Origin of the sequence: Serratia sp. CY83965, from assembly GCF_052166375.1 — a bacterium.
Taxonomy (GTDB): domain Bacteria; phylum Pseudomonadota; class Gammaproteobacteria; order Enterobacterales; family Enterobacteriaceae; genus Serratia; species Serratia marcescens.
On sequence record NZ_JBJNOV010000001.1, the window covers coordinates 328,008 to 344,704 of the forward strand.

Sequence of the window (16,697 nt, forward strand, 5' to 3'; positions counted from 1 at the left end):
CCGTTCGGTTGATTTTTTGAATGATAAAATAAGTTTTGTGTGATGGCCAGCAATCTGGGAGGTGAAGACTACTTTTTGGTGATATTTATCACAAAAAGGGAGGTTTTAATTTGCGATACAAAATAAATTTTTTACACTCGGCATGAGTGATACGTGCCAAGCATTGTTTCTAAAAAGGTAGTGAGAGCTTCAAATAAACTACTAATAGGGTCCGTCCGCGGACAACATAGGGGGAAAAGGTGAACATTCTTAGTTATTTGCAAAAGGTGGGACGGGCGCTGATGGTGCCGGTCGCCACGCTGCCCGCCGCCGCCATCTTGATGGGCGTCGGGTACTGGATTGACCCTGTTGGTTGGGGCGGCGACAACGCTTTCGCTGCCTTATTGATTAAGTCTGGCTCTGCGATTATCGATCATATGGCGGTGTTGTTCGCCGTTGGTGTCGCCTACGGCATGTCCAAAGACAAGGACGGCTCTGCTGCACTGACCGGCTTCGTCGGTTTCCTGGTGCTGACTACCCTCTGTTCACCGGCCGCCGTGTCGATGATTCAGAAGATCCCGCTCGATCAGGTGCCTGCCGCGTTCGGCAAGATTGAGAACCAGTTCGTCGGTATTCTGGTGGGTATCATCTCCGCCGAAGTGTACAACCGCTTCAGCGGCGTTGAGCTGCCTAAGGCGCTGTCGTTCTTCAGCGGCCGCCGTTTGGTGCCGATCCTCATTTCCTTCCTGATGATCCTGGTCGCTTACATCCTGATGTTCGTCTGGCCGGTCGTGTTTGGCGCTCTGGTGAGCTTCGGCGAACACATCCAAAAATTGGGCTCCGTCGGCGCGGGCATCTATGCCTTCTTCAACCGCCTGCTGATCCCGGTCGGCTTGCACCACGCGCTGAACTCGGTGTTCTGGTTCGACGTGGCCGGCATCAACGATATCCCTAACTTCCTCGGCGGCCAGCAGTCGATCGACGCGGGCAAAGCGGTTGTTGGCATCACCGGCCGTTATCAGGCGGGCTTCTTCCCGATCATGATGTTCGGTCTGCCGGGCGCGGCGCTGGCCATCTATCACTGCGCGCGTCCTGAGAATAAGGCGAAGGTGCTGGGGATCATGATGGCGGGGGCATTCGCTGCCTTCTTTACCGGCATCACCGAACCGCTGGAGTTCTCCTTCATGTTCGTGGCGCCGGTGCTGTACGTGATCCACGCCGTACTGACCGGTATCTCGGTGTTCATCGCCGCTAACATGCATTGGATTTCAGGTTTCGGTTTCAGCGCCGGCCTGGTGGATATGATGCTGTGGGTGCGTAACCCGCTGGCGACCCACTGGTATATGCTGATCCCGCAGGGCCTGGTGTTCTTCGTTATCTACTATGTGGTGTTCCGCTTCACCATCAACAAGTTCAACCTGATGACCCCGGGTCGCGAGCTGGCGGTTGCCGGTGACGAAACCGACGGTTATGACGTCAACGTCAACAGCAGCGCCGGTAAAGACGAGAATGAAACCACCACGCTGGCCCGTCGCTACGTCGGCGCGATCGGCGGTTCCGACAACCTGACCGGCATCGACGCCTGCATCACTCGCCTGCGTTTGAACGTGAAGGACTCTGCGCTGGTGAACGACGCATTGGCGAAGCGCCTCGGCGCGTCGGGCGTTATCCGTCTGAACAAGCAGAGCGTGCAAGTGATCGTCGGCACCCGTGCCGAGCTGATTGCCAGCGCAATGCGCAACGTAATTGCGGCCGGCCCGGTGGCGGCTGCGGCGGCTCCGGCGGCGGCTCCTGCTGCGGAAGCCAAACCGCAGGCGGTGCCGAACGCACCGAAAGCCGCGTTTGAAACGCTGGTGGCGCCGGTAACCGGTGAAGTGGTGGCGCTCGATCAGGTGCCGGACGAAGCCTTCGCCAGCAAGGCGGTAGGCGACGGCCTGGCGATTCGCCCGACCGACAACATCGTCGTGTCGCCGGCTGACGGCACCGTGGTGAAAATCTTCAATACCAACCACGCCTTCTGCCTGGAAACCGACAAGGGCGCTGAGATTGTGGTGCACATGGGGATTGACACCGTCGCGCTGGAAGGCCAGGGCTTCAAACGCCTGGTGGAAGAGGGCGCGGAAGTGAAAGTCGGTCAACCGATTCTGGAACTGGATTTGGATTACCTGAACGCCAATGCGCGTTCGATGATCAGCCCGGTGGTGGTCAGCAACTCTGACGACTATGCCGGCCTGGCGGCGCTGGCCAGCGGCTCAGTGGTCGCCGGTCAGACCAAGCTGTACGAGATCCAAAAGTAAGGCCGTTTTTACCTGAGTAGTACCCGGGGCCGGTCACGCATCATGGCGGAGTTTGCCCCGACTTGGCGGGAAGAGAGCGATCTCTTCCCGCTTTTTTTATCCCGTTTCGCGCCACGGCGGCGCGCTGCGCGCCGAGGGTGCAATATGCCGCATTTTTCGTGAAACAAACGGTTGTTTCCAGACGTGGCTTGTTGGATCATAGGCGGTTATGTGTAGCGCTTTGCATTGAGGAACAGTGAAATGAGTGAGGCTGAAGCCCGCCCAACCAATTTTATCCGTCAGATCGTCGATGAAGATCTGGCGTCGGGGAAACACACGTCGGTACATACCCGTTTCCCGCCGGAGCCTAACGGCTATCTGCATATCGGCCACGCCAAGTCCATCTGCCTGAACTTCGGCATCGCCAAGGACTATCAGGGCCAGTGCAACCTGCGTTTCGATGACACCAACCCGGTGAAAGAAGACATCGAGTTCGTGGAGTCAATCAAGCACGACGTGGAGTGGCTGGGCTTTGAGTGGAGCGGCAACGTTCATTACTCCTCAGACTATTTCGATCAGCTGCACCAGTATGCGGTTGAGCTGATCACCAAGGGGCTGGCCTACGTCGATGAGCTGTCGCCGGAGCAGATCCGTGAATATCGCGGCACCCTGACCGCGCCGGGCAAAGACAGCCCGTACCGCGACCGCAGCGTGGAAGAGAACCTGGCGCTGTTCGAGAAGATGCGCAACGGCGAGTTCGCCGAAGGCGCCGCCTGCCTGCGCGCCAAGATCGATATGGCTTCGCCGTTTATCGTGATGCGCGATCCGGTGCTGTACCGCATCAAGTTCGCCGAACACCACCAGACCGGCAACAAATGGTGCATCTACCCGATGTACGATTTCACCCACTGCATTTCCGATGCGCTGGAAGGGATCACCCATTCGCTGTGTACTCTGGAATTCCAGGATAACCGCCGTCTGTATGACTGGGTGCTGGATAACATCACCATTCCTTGCCACCCGCGGCAGTACGAGTTTTCGCGTCTCAACCTCGAATACGCCATCATGTCGAAGCGCAAGCTGCACCAGCTGGTGGCCGAGAAGATCGTCGAAGGTTGGGATGACCCGCGCATGCCGACCGTCTCCGGCCTGCGCCGTCGCGGTTATACCGCCGCCTCGATTCGCGAGTTTTGCCTGCGCATCGGCGTGACCAAGCAAGACAACAACGTCGAGATGGTGGCGCTGGAGTCCTGCATTCGCGACGATCTTAACGAGAACGCCCCGCGCGCCATGGCGGTGCTGGATCCGGTGAAAGTCGTCATCGAGAACATGGGCGATGCGGTGGAAATGGTCACCATGCCTAACCACCCGAACAAGCCGGAAATGGGCAGCCGCGATGTGCCGTTCAGCCGCGAGATCTATATCGATCGCGCCGACTTCCGTGAAGAAGCCAACAAGCAGTACAAGCGTCTGGTGCTGGGCAAGGAAGTGCGTCTGCGCAATGCGTACGTGATCAAGGCCGAGCGCGTCGAGAAGGACGAAGCGGGCGAGATCACCACCATTTTCTGCAGCTACGATGCGGAAACGCTGAGCAAAGATCCTGCCGACGGCCGCAAGGTGAAGGGCGTGATCCACTGGGTGTCCGCGGCGCACGCGCTGCCGGCGGAAATTCGCCTGTACGATCGCCTGTTCAGCGTGCCTAACCCAGGCGCGGCGGAGGATTTCCTCTCCACCATCAACCCAGAATCGCTGGTCATCAAGCACGGCTTCGTCGAGCCGAGTCTGGCGGCCGCACAGCCGGAGAAGGCCTACCAGTTCGAGCGTGAAGGCTACTTCTGCGCCGACAACCGTTACTCGTCAGCCGAGCATCTGGTGTTTAACCGCACCGTCGGCCTGCGTGATACCTGGGCGAAAATCGAAGGCTAATCTTATTCGCCTCGAAAATTAATGAATCAGCGCGGCTTTGACCGCGCTTTTTTTATGTCTGCCATTGAGCAAATCATCTATTCCTGCCGAGTTATTCCGGGCCGTGTTTAATTAACCGCGGTGCGTTAATCAATAAGTTTTCTGATATTGGGTTTAATATTCTTAATTTTTACTTATATATTCGTGATGCGAATTAATTTCATTTAGAGAGCGCTCTCAGATTTTATCTTCTGGCTGACGAATTCGGCCAGGCTGAAACCATTAATCGTCTCTGGTTGACCTTGTATCTCAATTTATTCTGATTTAATTGAATTTTTTATTCGACACCTTCCATGAACACCGGCGTAACAAAATATCACTGATATGTGCTGCTTGTCATACTTTGACAAATCTCCCGCATTTTTTGTTTGATAATTCGCGTCGCGAAAAATAGTCTGTCTGTAGCAATTAGTGCTGTGGGAATAACATCTCGTCGGCAATTTTTTTTACCCGTTCGGGTTTTTTATTGGCAGTCGTGCAGGGCAGTGGTGAACACAGGCGGCTGCAACTTTTAAGTTAAGTCAAAGAGGAATTTCACTATGGGTACGCACGGTGCTCAGCGTAAAACGCTGGCGCTCGCAGTCGCGGGCGCGCTGTTGGGAACAGGGTTTGCCATGGCGCCTGAGGCGAAAGCCGCAGGGTTTATCGATGATTCCACGCTGACCGGCGGCATCTATTACTGGCAACGTGAGCGTGACCGTAAAGATCTCAATCCGGACAGCAAGGATTACAACCAATACACCACCAACCTGTCGCATTCCACCGCCAACCTGAGCCTGGATTTCGCGTCGGGCTACGCCTGGGACATGTTCGGTCTGGACGTCGGCGCCTTTACCGCCATCGAACTGGCTGAATCCAGCGCCAGCGGTCACCCGAACGAAATTGCGTTCTCCTCGAAGAACCGTACCTACGACGAAGACTACTCCGGTGACAAAGGCGGTATCAGCCTGTACAAAGCCGCCGCCAAATTCAAATACGGCCCGGTCTGGGCGCGCGCCGGCTACATTCAGCCGAGCGGCCAAACCCTGCTGGCGCCGCACTGGAGCTTTATGCCGGGCACCTATCAGGGCGCCGAGGCCGGCGCCAAGTTCGACTACGGCGATGCCGGCGCGTTGAGCTTCTCCTACATGTGGGCCGACAAATACAAGGCGCCGTGGCATATCGAGGTGGACGACTTCCGCCAGAATGATAAGAAAACCCGCGTCTCCTATCTGCACTCGCTGGGCGCCAAGTACGACTTCAAAAACGATCTGGTGCTGGAAGCCGCTTTCGGCCAAGCCCAGGGTTACGTGAATCAGTACTTCACCAAGGCGTCTTACAAATTCGATCTGCTGGGCAACCCGCTGACCACCAGTTACCAGTTCTACGGCGCGGAAGACCGCATCAGCGACAAGAACGATCCGAACAGCATCTACGACGGCCTGGCCTGGCTGCAGGCGCTGACCTTCGGTTACACCACCGGCCAGTTCAACTGGCGTCTGGAAGGCACCATGGTCAAGGCGGAAGGCAACCAGGGCTTCTTCCTGCAGCGTATGACCCCGACCTACGCCTCATCCAACGGCCGTCTGGACGTGTGGTGGGACAACCGCTCCGACTTTAACGCCAACGGCGAGAAAGCGGTGTACGCCGGCGTGATGTACGACCTCAGCAACTGGAACCTGCCGGGCATGGCGGTCGGCGGCTCCTACGTTTACGCCTGGGACGCCAAGCCGAGCACCAACCCAATCTACGATCAGAGCCAGCGCCTGAAAGAGAGCGCCTGGAGCCTGGACGCGATGTACACCATCCAGGAAGGGCGCGCCAAGGGCACCCTGATCAAGCTGCACTATACCCAGTATGACAACCACACCAACATCCCGAGCTGGGGCGGCGGTTACGGCAACATCTTCCAGGACGAGAAAGACGTCAAGTTCATGGTCATCGCGCCATTCACCATCTTCTGATGCGTTCCCCGGCCTCGCCGCCGGGGGCAGTTAAGGGAATTCAACGATGAAAAAAATCATGCTGATGTTGGCGGCCGCCGCGGCCTTGAGCGCCTGTGCGCAACCCGCCGCACCGCCGGAAGACGCCAAATTGAAGCAGGCTTACAGCGCCTGCATCAACACCGCCGAAGGTTCGCCGGAGCGTCTGCAGCCCTGCAAGTCGGTGCTGAACGTGCTGAAACAAGAAAAACAGCACCAGCAGTTTGCTGAGCAGGAAACGGTGCGGGTGATGGATTATCAGAACTGCATTATGGCGGTTCACAGCGGTAACGGTCAGGCTTATGACGCCAAGTGCGGCAAGCTGTGGCAAGAAATTCGCGATAACAATAATTAAGAAGGATGAGAAGATGAACGCATTCAAACTGAGCGCGCTTGCCGCCTTGACGGCAACGATGGGATTCCTGGGCGGTATGGGGAGCGCCATGGCCGATCAACAGCTGGTGGATCAACTGAGCCAGCTGAAGCTGAACGTGAAAATGCTGGATAACCGCGCCGGCGAAAACGGCGTGGATTGCGCGGCGCTGGGCGCTGACTGGGCTTCTTGCAACCGGGTGTTGTTCACCCTCAGCAACGACGGCCAGGCGATCGACGGCAAAGACTGGGTCATCTATTTCCACAGCCCGCGGCAGACCTTGCGGGTGGACAACGACCAGTTCAAGATCGCGCATCTGACCGGCGATCTGTACAAGCTGGAGCCGACCGCCAAATTCAGCGGTTTCCCGGCCGGTAAGGCGGTGGAAATCCCGGTGGTCGCCGAATACTGGCAGCTGTTCAGAAACGACTTTCTGCCGCGTTGGTATGCCACCTCCGGCGACGCCAAGCCGAAAATGCTGGCGAATACCGACACCGAAAACCTGGATCAGTTTGTGGCGCCGTTCACCGGCGACCAGTGGAAGCGCACCAAGGACGACAAAAACATTCTGATGACGCCGGCTTCGCGCTTTGTCAGCAATGCCGATCTGCAGACGCTGCCCGCCGGCGCGCTGCGCGGCCAGATCGTGCCGACGCCGATGCAGGTGAAGGTCCACGCACAGGACGCCGACCTGCGCAAAGGGGTGGCGCTGGATCTGAGCACGCTGGTCAAGCCGGCGGCGGACGTCGTTAGCCAGCGTTTCGCGCTGCTGGGCGTGCCGGTTCAGACCAACGGTTATCCGATCAAGACCGATATCCAGCCGGGCAAGTTTAAAGGCGCGATGGCGGTATCGGGCGCCTATGAGCTGAAAATCGGCAAGAAAGAGGCGCGAGTGATCGGCTTCGATCAGGCCGGGGTGTTCTACGGGCTGCAGTCGATCCTGTCGTTAGTGCCGAGCGACGGCAGCGGCAAGATCGCCACGCTGGACGCCAGCGATGCGCCGCGCTTCCCGTATCGCGGCATTTTCCTCGACGTGGCGCGCAACTTCCATAAGAAGGACGCGGTGCTGCGTCTGCTGGATCAGATGGCGGCTTACAAGCTCAATAAATTCCACTTCCACCTGAGCGATGACGAAGGCTGGCGCATCGAGATCCCCGGCTTGCCTGAGTTGACGGAAGTCGGCGGCCAGCGCTGCCACGATCTGAGCGAAACCACCTGCCTGCTGCCGCAGTACGGCCAGGGACCGGACGTCTACGGCGGCTTCTTCAGCCGTCAGGACTATATCGACATCATCAAATACGCCCAGGCGCGCCAGATTGAGGTGATCCCGGAGATCGACATGCCGGCGCACGCCCGCGCCGCGGTGGTTTCGATGGAAGCGCGCTATAAAAAGCTGCATGCCGCCGGCAAAGAGCAGGAGGCCAACGAATTCCGTCTGGTGGATCCGACCGATACCTCCAACACCACCTCCGTGCAGTTCTTTAACCGCCAGAGCTACCTGAACCCGTGCCTGGATTCCTCCCAGCGCTTTGTCGACAAGGTGATCGGCGAGATTGCCCAGATGCATAAAGAAGCCGGGCAGCCGATCAAGACCTGGCACTTTGGCGGCGATGAGGCGAAAAACATCCGCCTGGGCGCCGGCTATACCGACAAGGCGAAACCGGAACCGGGTAAAGGCATCATTGACCAGAGTAATGAAGACAAGCCGTGGGCCAAGTCGCAGGTGTGCCAGACGATGATCAAAGAGGGCAAAGTAGCCGACATGGAGCACCTGCCGAGCTACTTCGGCCAGGAGGTCAGCAAGCTGGTGAAGGCGCACGGCATCGACAGAATGCAGGCCTGGCAAGACGGCCTGAAAGACGCCGAAAGTTCGAAGGCGTTCGCCACCTCGCGCGTGGGCGTCAACTTCTGGGACACCCTGTATTGGGGCGGTTTCGACAGCGTTAACGACTGGGCCAATAAAGGGTATGAAGTGGTGGTTTCCAACCCGGACTACGTCTACATGGACTTCCCTTACGAGGTGAATCCGGACGAGCGCGGTTACTACTGGGGCACCCGCTTCAGCGACGAGCGCAAGGTGTTCAGCTTCGCGCCGGACAACATGCCGCAGAACGCGGAAACCTCGGTCGACCGCGACGGCAACCACTTCAACGCCAAAAGCGACAAGCCGTGGCCGGGCGCCTACGGTCTGTCCGCTCAGCTGTGGAGCGAAACCCAGCGCACCGATCCGCAGATGGAATACATGATCTTCCCGCGCGCGCTTTCGGTGGCGGAACGCGCCTGGCACCGCGCCGGTTGGGAGCAGGACTATCGCGCCGGCCGCGAATACAAAGGCGGGGAAACCCACTTTGTCGATACCCAGGCGCTGGAGAAAGACTGGCTGCGCTTCGCCAATATCCTGGGCCAACGTGAACTGGCCAAGCTGGACAAAGGCGGCGTCGCTTATCGTCTGCCGGTGCCGGGCGCCCGCGTGGCGGGCGGCAAGCTGGAAGCGAATATCGCGCTGCCGGGATTGGGCATCGAGTATTCCACCGACGGCGGCAAGCAGTGGCAGCGCTATGACGCCAAGGCCAAGCCGGCGGTCTCCGGTGAAGTGCAGGTGCGTTCGGTCAGCCCGGACGGTAAACGCTACAGCCGCGCCGAGAAGGTCTAGGTCTGGCTCCGGGGCCCGTGGTTCTGGCGGCGGGCCGCATCATAATGAAGGGGGAATGCGTTCGCCCCCGCGCGTGCCGGCGTGGGGCGGATGTTGAAGTGAGAGCAGTACGTGGAGTCGCAGTGCCGCTGCAATGGTAGTATTTCATGACATGATCTTCCCCCGGCTTGTCCGGGGATTTTTTTGCCCGTTGTATGGCGGGCATAAAAAAACCGCCCCAATGTGAGGCGGTTTTTCATAGCCGGTCAGGCTTATTTCTTGTCGTGCAGCGATTCGTCTTCGCGGCAGTCACCGGTTTCACAGTGGCCGTACAGGTACAGACTGTGGTTGGTGAGCTTGATGCCGTGCTGCTTGGCGATATCACGCTGGCGCACTTCGATGGATTCATCACTGAATTCGATCACTTTGCCGCAGTCCAGGCAAATCAGGTGATCGTGGTGATGTTGTTGGGTCAGCTCGAACACGGACTTGCCGCCTTCGAAATTGTGACGTGTCACAATGCCCGCATCGTCAAACTGGTTCAGTACGCGATAAACCGTCGCCAGGCCGATCTCTTCGCCCATATCAATCAGTTTTTTGTACAAATCTTCCGCACTGACGTGATGGCATTCCGGATTTTGCAGTACTTCCAGGATTTTGAGTCGCGGAAGCGTGACTTTTAAGCCGGCCTTCTTCAATGCGATGTTGTTGTCGGTCATGCGAATTCAGTCCTGTTACTATGCTAATCAAGTTGAGGCGTACTCGCCTGTGGCATCGGTCGGCACAAAGAGTTAATGCGTCTCATTATAGAACCGGTTGTACTAAATGGAAACCGCCGGTTGTTAACAAAGATATAATTGCACTATTGCATGTTTTGCATGCAACGCCTTGATGGATGGGATAAACCGATATCTCAGTCTACCGTGACGGGGTGGGAAGTTACAAATCTGTAGCTTCTATCGCAGCAATCCCTGTTGCCGATGACGGCCCTGTCGGCACACTATGCACTTTACAGGGCCTTTGTTCAACCTTTCGCCAGTACCGGCGTTTAGCCGACGATATCGGCCAGGCTCAGCTCTTCGACGATCTGTTTGACCCAGGCGTCCACGCGCTCATTGGTCAGCTCCGGCTGACGGTCTTCGTCGATCGCCAGACCGATGAAGTGGTTGTCGTCCGCCAGGCCTTTGGATGCTTCGAAGTGGTAGCCTTTGGTCGGCCAGTGGCCCACGATGGCCGCGCCGCGCGGTTCGATGATGTCGCGGATGGTGCCCATCGCGTCACAGAAATATTCCGCGTAGTCTTCCTGGTCGCCGCAGCCGAACAGCGCCACCAGTTTGCCGTTGAAATCGACTTCTTCCAGCGTCGGGAAGAAATCATCCCAGTCACACTGCGCTTCACCGTAGTACCAGGTCGGGATACCCAGCAGCAGGATATCGAACCCTTCCAGGTCTTCTTTGCTGCTTTTGGCGATGTCATGCACTTCTGAGACATCGTCGCCAAACTGTTTCTGAAGAATTTTCTGGATCATTTTGGCAATGTTTTCGGTATTGCCAGTGTCGCTGCCAAAGAAAATGCCTACAGTAGCCATATCGCGTATAACCTTTAAATTCAATTAATTGCATTACTCGGCGCCGGCACTGCCGCCGATTAAAATGATGCCATGACAAGAGCCTTTCGCCACGGTGGCGGGCGCCGACAGGCGCAGTCTCTTACCGGTAAATGCGTATCATGCCAGAAAGTGGCGCCGGGGTTTTATCGCATTTATGCGATGCCGAAGGATGAAGAAAAGCGTGGTCGATCCGGCGTTGTCCTTAACGCCGCGCCGCGCGTGCGGCCGAAGAGATCAATGTTCCGGCTGTTCTTCCGCCAGTTGCGCCAACAGCATCTGCTCGATGAGTTCGCTGCGGCTGATGTTGCGCTGTTCCGCCAGTTTGTTCAGGGCGTCCACCGCATCCGCGTTGATTTTCAGCTCTACGCGCCGCAATCCGCGCACTTTATCGCGCCGTAACTGATTGCGCTTATTGATTCTAAGCTGTTCATCGCGGGAAAGCGGGTTGGTTTTCGGGCGCCCCGGACGGCGTTCATCTGCGAACAGATCCAGCGTCGTGCGATCCGTTTGTTCTTTTGCCATAGGTAGCGGTACTGCAAGGGAGTTTGCATCAAAAAGCGCTCGCACGCTTCCGGAGGCATCGATTAACACACTTCGGGCCAATAAACCCTAACCCAAATTTACCCCCGAACCGGCGTTCGCGAACGCGCTGGCGCGGCGGCAAAATTATAGCGCGCCATATTACCCCAGCAGATGGAGCGGCGACAATGCCTAACTGCGGGCTAAACGCGCTAAGCCGTTATCTTTAGCGCGTTTTTTCGCCAGATTAACGTATTTTTCAGGCTTCGCCGAGGAAACGGTGGATGGCGCGCAGCACCGCTTCCGGTTTTTCGGCGTGCACCCAATGGCCGGTGCCGGCGACGACGTGCGCGCGGGCCTGCGGGAACTGGCGGGCGATGTCTGCACGGTAGCTGTCCTGCACGTACGGCGACAGGCCGCCGCGAATGAACAGGGTCGGGTGTGGCCAGGCCGGGACTTCCTGCCAGCCGGTGATGTCTTCGTAGCGTTCGATCAGCACCGGCAGGTTGAAGCGCCATTCACCGTTATGGAAGGACTTCAGCAGGAACTGGATCACGCCTTCTTCCTGCAGGTAGTCGCGCATCAACTGGGCGGCCGCCTGGCGCTGGGTGATGCCGGCGGCGCTGACGGCCTTCAGCGCGGTGAAGATCTCGTCATGACGTCGGGTCTGGTAATCCACCGGCGCGACGTCGATGACGATCAGCTTGGCGATGCGCTCGGGCGCGATGGCGGTCAGCGCCATCGCCGCTTTGCCGCCCATCGAGTGGCCGATGACGATCGCTTTCTCCAGCTGCAGTTCGTCGAGCAGCGCCAGCAGATCCTGCGCCATGGCGGGGTAGTTCATGTCGTCGGCGCGCGGGGAGAGGCCATGGTTGCGCAGATCGACCTTGATCACACTGTGCTGTTTATGGAGATCGCGCGCCAGCACGCCCAGGTTGTCGAGATTGCCGAACAGGCCGTGGATCAGCAGCACCGGCAGCGCGTCTGACTCGGCGGCCAGCAGTTGATAATGTAATTTCATGGCGAAGTTCATACTGAGAGAGATTCAGATTAGGGTATCATGATTGAATCGCACGATGAATCATGCGGAATTTTCGCGGCGCGGGCTTGGCAGTGCCGGCTATAGGTATTAGTCTGCATTTGCCGTCCGGAGGCACATTGTTGTGTTCGCCCCAGCGCTTTTAACCTTATAATCCCATGGCTTGAATGCAGGATCTGGCTTCAGGTTCTAAGTAGAAAAAACAGTATTGGATAAAGATGAAAACTATTGAAGTCGACGAAGAGCTTTACCGTTATATTGCCAGCCACACGCAACACATCGGTGAAAGCGCGTCCGATATTTTACGCCGCATGTTGAAATTCACCGCCGGTCAGCCGGTGCGCGTGTTGCCTGCCGCCAGTGCGTCGTCGTCCGTCGAACTGGAAAAAGCGGCGCCGGTTCAGCGCCCGCGCGATCGCGTACGCGCCGTGCGTGAACTGCTGCTGTCGGATGAATACGCCGAGCAGAACAAAGCGGTCAACCGTTTCATGCTGGTGCTGTCCACGCTGTACACCCTCGATGCCGCCGGTTTCGCCGCCGCCACCGAGGCGTTGACCGGCCGCACCCGCACCTATTTCGCCGGCGATCAGCAGACCCTGCTGGCCAACGGCACGCACACCAAGCCGAAGCATGTGCCGGGCACCCCTTACTGGGTGATCACCAATACCAATACCGGCCGCAAGCGCAGCATGATCGAACACATCATGCAGGCGATGCAGTTCCCGGCGGAACTGATCGAGAAAGTTTGCGGTACCGTCTAATTTAGCGAACAGCCCGTCATGATGGCCGTGCGCGACGTATTTGCCCGGTCACCGACAGGGATGAGGGAGATATGTCGATGGCGAATAATCCACGTGCCGGGCAGCCCGCCCGTCAAAGCGATCTGATCAACGTAGCCCAGCTGACGTCGCAGTACTATGTGCTGCAACCGGAAGCCGGCAATGCCGCACATGCGGTGAAGTTTGGCACTTCCGGCCACCGCGGCAGCGCGCAGCGCCACAGCTTCAATGAGGCGCACATCCTCGCCATCGCTCAGGCGATCGCCGAAGTTCGTCATCAGCAGGGCACCACCGGCCCGTGCTACGTGGGCAAAGACACCCATGCGCTGTCCGAGCCGGCCTTTATTTCCGTGCTGGAAGTGCTGACCGCCAACGGCGTCGATGTGATCGTGCAGGAAAACAACGGCTTCACGCCAACGCCGGCGGTATCGCACGCCATTCTGTGCCACAACCGCCGCGGCGGCGCGCAGGCTGACGGCATCGTCATTACGCCGTCCCACAACCCGCCGGAAGACGGCGGCATCAAATACAACCCGCCGAACGGCGGCCCGGCTGACACCAACCTGACGTCGGTGATCGAAAAGCGCGCCAACGAACTGCTGGCGCAGCAGCTGAAAGGCGTTCAGCGCCAGTCGCTGGACAAGGCCTGGAACAGCGGCCACCTGCACGCCAAAGATTTGGTGCAGCCTTATGTCGAAGGGCTGGTTGACGTGGTCGACATGCCGGCCATTCAACGCGCCGGCCTGAAGCTGGGCGTGGATCCGCTCGGCGGCTCCGGCATCGCCTATTGGCAGCGGGTAGCGGAACACTACAAGCTGGATCTGACGCTGGTGAACGACTCCATCGATCAGACCTTCCGCTTCATGCACCTGGACCACGACGGCATCATCCGCATGGATTGCTCGTCCGAGTCGGCGATGGCCGGCCTGCTGGCGCTGCGCGACAAATTCGATCTGGCGTTCGCCAACGATCCGGATTATGACCGCCACGGCATCGTCACGCCGAAAGGCCTGATGAACCCGAACCACTATCTGGCGGTAGCCATCAACTACCTGTTCCAACATCGCCCGCAGTGGGGCGCCGATGTGGCGGTAGGTAAAACGCTGGTGTCTAGCGCGATGATCGACCGCGTGGTGGCTGACCTGGGTCGCAAGCTGGTGGAAGTGCCGGTCGGTTTCAAATGGTTCGTGGACGGCCTGTTCGACGGCAGCCTGGGCTTCGGCGGTGAAGAGAGCGCCGGGGCCTCGTTCCTGCGTTTCAACGGCCAGCCGTGGTCGACCGACAAAGACGGCATCATCATGTGCCTGCTGGCGGCTGAAATCACCGCGGTAACCGGTGAGAACCCGCAGCATCATTATGACGATCTGGCCAAGCGCTTCGGCGCGCCGAGCTACAACCGTATCCAGGCGCCGGCAACCCATGCGCAGAAAGCGGCGCTGTCCAAGCTGTCGCCGGAGATGGTCAAGGCCAGTACGCTGGGCGGGGATCCGATCACCGCACGTCTGACTGCGGCGCCGGGCAACGGCGCGTCGATCGGCGGCCTGAAAGTCATGACCGACAACGGCTGGTTCGCGGCCCGTCCTTCCGGCACCGAAGAGGCTTACAAGATCTACTGCGAGAGCTTCCTCGGGGCGGAACACCGCGAGAAGATTGAGCACGAAGCGGTCGAGATCGTCAGCGAAGTGCTGGCTTCCGCCAAGTAATCGCTTTTCTTGATGGATAAAAAGCGCTGTTTTTACAGCGCTTTTTTTATGCCTGCAATTTAGATATATCTTTTTCACGGCACGCGCTTGCGCATTTAGATATATCGATCTAGATTAGCGTTATCGACGCTGTTTAGATATATCTAAACAACCTCGTATTGATGTTCACTGTTAAAGCGAGGTATCACCCTATGTTTCATCGATTAGGTTTACACCGGCATCACCACCACCCTCATGCGTGCGAAGAGGGGCGCCGTCATCGCGGCGGGCGTCATCACTTCGGCGGCGAAGGCGAAGAGCACGGCCGAGGTGGGCGCGGCGGCCGGGGCGGGCGTCATCGTCTGTTCGAACACGGCGATCTGCGCCTGGTGTTGCTGGCGCTGGTGGCGCGCAAGCCCAGCCACGGATACGAATTGATCAAGGCGATCGAGGAAGCCTCTTCCGGCCTGTATGTGCCGAGCCCGGGGGTGATTTACCCCACGCTGACGCTGCTGGAAGAACAGGATTTTCTCGAACCGCTCACCACCGGCAACGGCCGAAAAAGCTACCGCATCACCACGGCGGGTGAGGGCGAGCTGCAAAAGCATCAACAGGTGGTTGACATCATTCTGGCGCGTCTGGCGGGCGCCGGCCGCGAGCATCATCGGCACGGCAACCTGGCGGAAGGCATTTACGACGCCATGAACCGTCTGCGCAGCCTGCTGCGCGGCAACGTGATGCGCGCCGATCTCACGCCGCAGCAGGTGGAGCGCATCAACGCCGCGTTGCTGACCGCCGTGGCGGCGATCGAAAGTGAAATGCACATTCAACCCACGCAGCAGGAGGATAACTGATGCCCGGCCACCGTTTTAACATTACCGTTGAAGCCCTGAGCGACCGCCAGGGCAACCCCGTCGAGAAGGCACCGCTGAGTTTTGAGGTGACCAATCATGACGATATTCTCGAGATCGTCGAGCGCATTCGGGCGCGTGACGATCTGAACTTCGGCCCCGAGCAGAGCGCGGCCTTCGCCGTGGGGTTGAAACTGTTCTCCGAAGTGATGATCGAAAACCGCAAACACCCGGTGTTCGCTCCGCTGCGCGAGGCGTTTAAGGAATTTATGGTCGGATTGAAGAAAGGCCCGGCGGCGTAAAGGCGCGGCACACCGCGCTCGCCGGGGTTAAGGCATGAAACGGTAGCCGACGCCGGTTTCGGTCAGCAGGTGTTTGGGCCGGGCCGGATCGGCTTCGAGCTTCTGCCGCAAATGGCCCATGTAGATGCGCAGGTAGTGGCTGTGTTCCACGTAGTTCGGCCCCCAGACGTGGCTCAACAGCTGGCGTTGGGTAATCACCTTGCCGGCGTTGGCCAGCAGCTCCGCCAACAGGCGAAATTCTATCGGCGTCAGGTGCAGATCTTCGTCGTTGCGCAGCACCCGGCGATTCACCAGATCGACGGTGATCGCCGAAAAGCTCACCAGCGGGCTTTCCTGTTGGTTGGCGGAGTGGCGGCGCAGCGCGACCCGCACCCGCGCCAACAGCTCACCGATGCCGAACGGTTTGCTGAGATAGTCGTCGGCGCCGGCGTCCAGCGCGGCGATTTTGTCCTCTTCGGCGTTGCGCGCCGACAGTACGATCACCGGAATGGCGCTCCACTGCCGCAGATCGCGGATGTAGCTCAGCCCGTCGCCATCCGGCAACCCCAAATCCAGGATGATCAGATCCGGTTTGCGCGTGCCGGCCTCAATCAGCCCGCGCTGCAGCGTTTCACTTTCAAACACCCGCAGGCCTTCGCTCTCCAGCGCGGTGCGCACGAAGCGGCGGATTTCTTTTTCATCTTCAACAATCAGAATGTTGGTTGGCGTTATGCTCACGTTTCCCCTGCGT

The 16,697-nt window shown here is 58.5% G+C and carries 14 protein-coding genes; 9 read left to right on the forward strand and 5 right to left on the reverse strand.

Going from position 1 to position 16,697, the window contains the following annotated elements; genetic code table 11:
* The first annotated feature begins 239 nt into the window (after positions 1-239).
* The 5 genes from nagE (at position 240) to ACJ8PL_RS01670 (ending at position 9,207) form a co-directional block, all read left to right on the forward strand.
* The gene (gene nagE, locus ACJ8PL_RS01650) at positions 240-2,276 is read left to right on the forward strand and encodes an N-acetylglucosamine-specific PTS transporter subunit IIBC (protein WP_115116089.1); all 2,037 of its coding nucleotides are present in this window, start codon (positions 240-242) and stop codon (positions 2,274-2,276) included.
* A gap of 240 nt (positions 2,277-2,516) precedes the next feature.
* Complete coding sequence (gene glnS, locus ACJ8PL_RS01655) at positions 2,517-4,181, forward strand: glutamine--tRNA ligase (RefSeq protein WP_033641083.1); 1,665 nt, start codon at positions 2,517-2,519, stop codon at positions 4,179-4,181.
* Positions 4,182-4,759: 578 nt separating this feature from the next.
* Complete coding sequence (chiP, locus tag ACJ8PL_RS01660) at positions 4,760-6,163, forward strand: chitoporin ChiP (protein ID WP_033641082.1); 1,404 nt, start codon at positions 4,760-4,762, stop codon at positions 6,161-6,163.
* 46 nt (positions 6,164-6,209) lie between these two features.
* Positions 6,210-6,536, forward strand: coding sequence for a ChiQ/YbfN family lipoprotein (gene chiQ, locus ACJ8PL_RS01665; RefSeq protein WP_016928754.1), 327 nt, complete (start codon positions 6,210-6,212; stop codon positions 6,534-6,536).
* A 13-nt stretch (positions 6,537-6,549) separates the two neighbouring features.
* Complete coding sequence (locus tag ACJ8PL_RS01670) at positions 6,550-9,207, forward strand: beta-N-acetylhexosaminidase (RefSeq protein WP_115435698.1); 2,658 nt, start codon at positions 6,550-6,552, stop codon at positions 9,205-9,207.
* Positions 9,208-9,458: 251 nt separating this feature from the next.
* Here ACJ8PL_RS01670 and fur read toward each other — a convergent pair whose 3' ends face one another.
* The 4 genes from fur to ybfF form a co-directional block, all read right to left on the reverse strand.
* Complete coding sequence (gene fur, locus ACJ8PL_RS01675; protein WP_004939939.1) at positions 9,459-9,905, reverse strand: ferric iron uptake transcriptional regulator; 447 nt, start codon at positions 9,903-9,905, stop codon at positions 9,459-9,461.
* Positions 9,906-10,234: 329 nt separating this feature from the next.
* On the reverse strand, positions 10,235-10,774 hold the full coding sequence (gene fldA / locus ACJ8PL_RS01680; protein WP_004939938.1) for a flavodoxin FldA: 540 nt from the start codon (positions 10,772-10,774) through the stop codon (positions 10,235-10,237).
* A gap of 255 nt (positions 10,775-11,029) precedes the next feature.
* Entirely contained in the window at positions 11,030-11,317 is a 288-nt protein-coding gene (ybfE, locus tag ACJ8PL_RS01685; RefSeq protein WP_004939936.1) for a LexA regulated protein, read from the reverse strand.
* 256 nt (positions 11,318-11,573) lie between these two features.
* Entirely contained in the window at positions 11,574-12,347 is a 774-nt protein-coding gene (gene ybfF / locus ACJ8PL_RS01690; RefSeq protein ID WP_016928752.1) for an esterase, read from the reverse strand.
* 224 nt (positions 12,348-12,571) lie between these two features.
* Here ybfF and seqA point away from each other — a divergent pair, with 224 nt between their 5' ends.
* The 4 genes from seqA to ACJ8PL_RS01710 all read left to right on the forward strand — a co-directional run bounded on the left by seqA (position 12,572) and on the right by ACJ8PL_RS01710 (position 15,967).
* Positions 12,572-13,114 (forward strand): replication initiation negative regulator SeqA, encoded by a 543-nt coding sequence (gene seqA, locus ACJ8PL_RS01695; protein WP_442530762.1) that lies wholly within the window; start codon positions 12,572-12,574, stop codon positions 13,112-13,114.
* Between the two features lie 77 nt (positions 13,115-13,191).
* Positions 13,192-14,835, forward strand: coding sequence for a phosphoglucomutase (alpha-D-glucose-1,6-bisphosphate-dependent) (gene pgm / locus ACJ8PL_RS01700; RefSeq protein WP_016928750.1), 1,644 nt, complete (start codon positions 13,192-13,194; stop codon positions 14,833-14,835).
* A 191-nt stretch (positions 14,836-15,026) separates the two neighbouring features.
* Entirely contained in the window at positions 15,027-15,668 is a 642-nt protein-coding gene (locus ACJ8PL_RS01705; RefSeq protein WP_097102610.1) for a PadR family transcriptional regulator, read from the forward strand.
* A complete protein-coding gene (locus tag ACJ8PL_RS01710; protein ID WP_004939927.1) occupies positions 15,668-15,967 on the forward strand; it encodes a DUF3861 domain-containing protein in 300 nt (99 codons plus the stop codon). The genes ACJ8PL_RS01705 and ACJ8PL_RS01710 overlap by 1 nt, the downstream gene beginning before the upstream one ends.
* 27 nt (positions 15,968-15,994) lie before the next feature.
* Here ACJ8PL_RS01710 and kdpE read toward each other — a convergent pair whose 3' ends face one another.
* On the reverse strand, positions 15,995-16,684 hold the full coding sequence (kdpE, locus tag ACJ8PL_RS01715) for a two-component system response regulator KdpE (RefSeq protein ID WP_016928747.1): 690 nt from the start codon (positions 16,682-16,684) through the stop codon (positions 15,995-15,997).
* Between the last annotated feature and the right edge of the window lie 13 nt (positions 16,685-16,697).